Source organism: Chryseobacterium sp. IT-36CA2, from assembly GCF_949767875.1.
Classification (GTDB): domain Bacteria; phylum Bacteroidota; class Bacteroidia; order Flavobacteriales; family Weeksellaceae; genus Chryseobacterium.
Genome location: NZ_CATKPG010000010.1, coordinates 1 through 1829 on the forward strand (window position 1 = coordinate 1; position 1829 = coordinate 1829).

The following is a 1829-nucleotide window of genomic DNA, read 5'->3' on the forward strand; positions in this document are numbered from 1 at the left end:
TCCTTCCGGACCTGCATCATTCTGCTCCCAGCAATAAGTAAGTGGATTGTTATCAACATCTGTTGCAGAGCCTATTAATTTAAAAGGTGTTCCCTTTGGGATTGTATAGTCATTTCCTGCATTTACATTAGGTTTCGTATTAGCTACCGCTGTAGTTACTTGACATGTGAGAGATTGAACTTCTGTAGTAATTGATTGAAACGAGTTTGTATGAAAAATTGGAATACTGTTAGAGGCTAAGTTATTAACACTACCACAAATTCCGGCATAAGCCATAATTGTAATACCACTACCAGGCTCTACGGCATTGGAAGCCTCACGATTTCCTCCTCCACAATATTCTGTAGTTGCATTAAAAGTATGCGGAGCCCCAAACTGGTGCCCCATTTCATGGGCTACATAATCAATATCATAAGGATCTCCAACAGGATTAGAAGAACCGGTAATTCCATTTGCTTTGTATGAAGAATCACATATACCTGAGCCAGCTAATCCACCTCCTCCTGTGCTAAAAGTATGTCCAATATCATAATTTGCTGTTCCTATTACGGAGTCAATGACCGTTTGACTTTCATTAATTAATATATCTGCATCATCATTTCCTGTAAAAGGATCATTAGTACTACTTACAAAAATAATATTATTTTCAGTAGGAATAAGTATCAGTCTTACAGCAACCTCTTGTTCATATACTCCATTTACTCTATTTATAGATGTTACAATTGCAGATAAAGTTTGGGCTACTGTAGGAGTGGCTGTACCTGTTGCTGCTGATGCATATTGATGCGTACAAGCTACAGCTAGTCGAAAAATTCTAATTTGACTTCCTACCCCTGGAACTACGGTTTTTTGAGCGTTTTTTTTTCCTAATTTAAAATCCTCACCTTTTGATCCACAACCTCTTTGCTTTTTATCAATTAAATCACCTTTTTTGTAAATGATATAATTTCCAACATTATTTTTTGCATAAGGATCAATATAAGCATCTCCTGATGTTATTGATTTTATTTGTGCATGAAAACCCAATTCTGTAAAATCCAGTTTTAGGGTAGCATAAGGATCATCAATTCCGTGGCCTGTAAAGGTAACAATCTGAGGAAACTTACTTGCTAATCCCGGAGCCATTACTGAAGATTTCCAGATTCTGAATTTAGCTTTTGTTCCGTCAGACATGGGTAAGACAATAATTGGAGCATTATCTTTACGTTCATTATCTCTCAATTCCGGAACTGAAGCAAAATAGCTTTTCATTCCAGCTACATCCAATTTGTAGGTAAGAAATTTTTCGGGTTGTACCGTTCTGTCTTTAGATTCCGCTTTAATTGTTCGTTCATTGATTTCAGTAAAGAAATCCTGGGCTTTCCCCAGAGAAATTGATAAAATCAATATCCCCAAATAAAATAGTTTTTCAATTTTCATATTATGATAATTTAAGTGTTTTAAAGATAAAAAATAAAAAGACTAACACTATGAATAACAACAGATTACAAATAAAAATCATAATTAACATAAAAACAAAAGTAAATACTATTATTGACAGAATAATAACCTTAAAATTCACGATAACAATTAAAATTGTTTGTAATTTTATTTTTCTATGGAGCCCAATATAAGCCAGATAATTTAGGCTGCTCCAAGTAATATTGAGTTTTTCACATTATTATTCCAATAAAAAAGGCTATCCTCCATTGAGGACAACCTTTTTTATTGTGACGAATTGATTGAATTGATTATTCTTTAATCCACTTTACAGTTTTCTCTAAATTTTTAGATTTAACCTTAATCAGGTAGTCGCCTTTAATCAATTGAGATAAGTCAAAAGTACCTGT

1 protein-coding gene is annotated in these 1829 nt (G+C 33.6%); it reads right to left on the reverse strand.

The genetic code is table 11. The annotated features are described in order from the left end of the window. Positions 1-1419 (reverse strand): reprolysin-like metallopeptidase (locus ACM6F9_RS00860; RefSeq protein WP_414843989.1); only part of this gene is annotated, 1419 nt, incomplete at its 3' end. Positions 1420-1829: the final 410 nt, after the last annotated feature.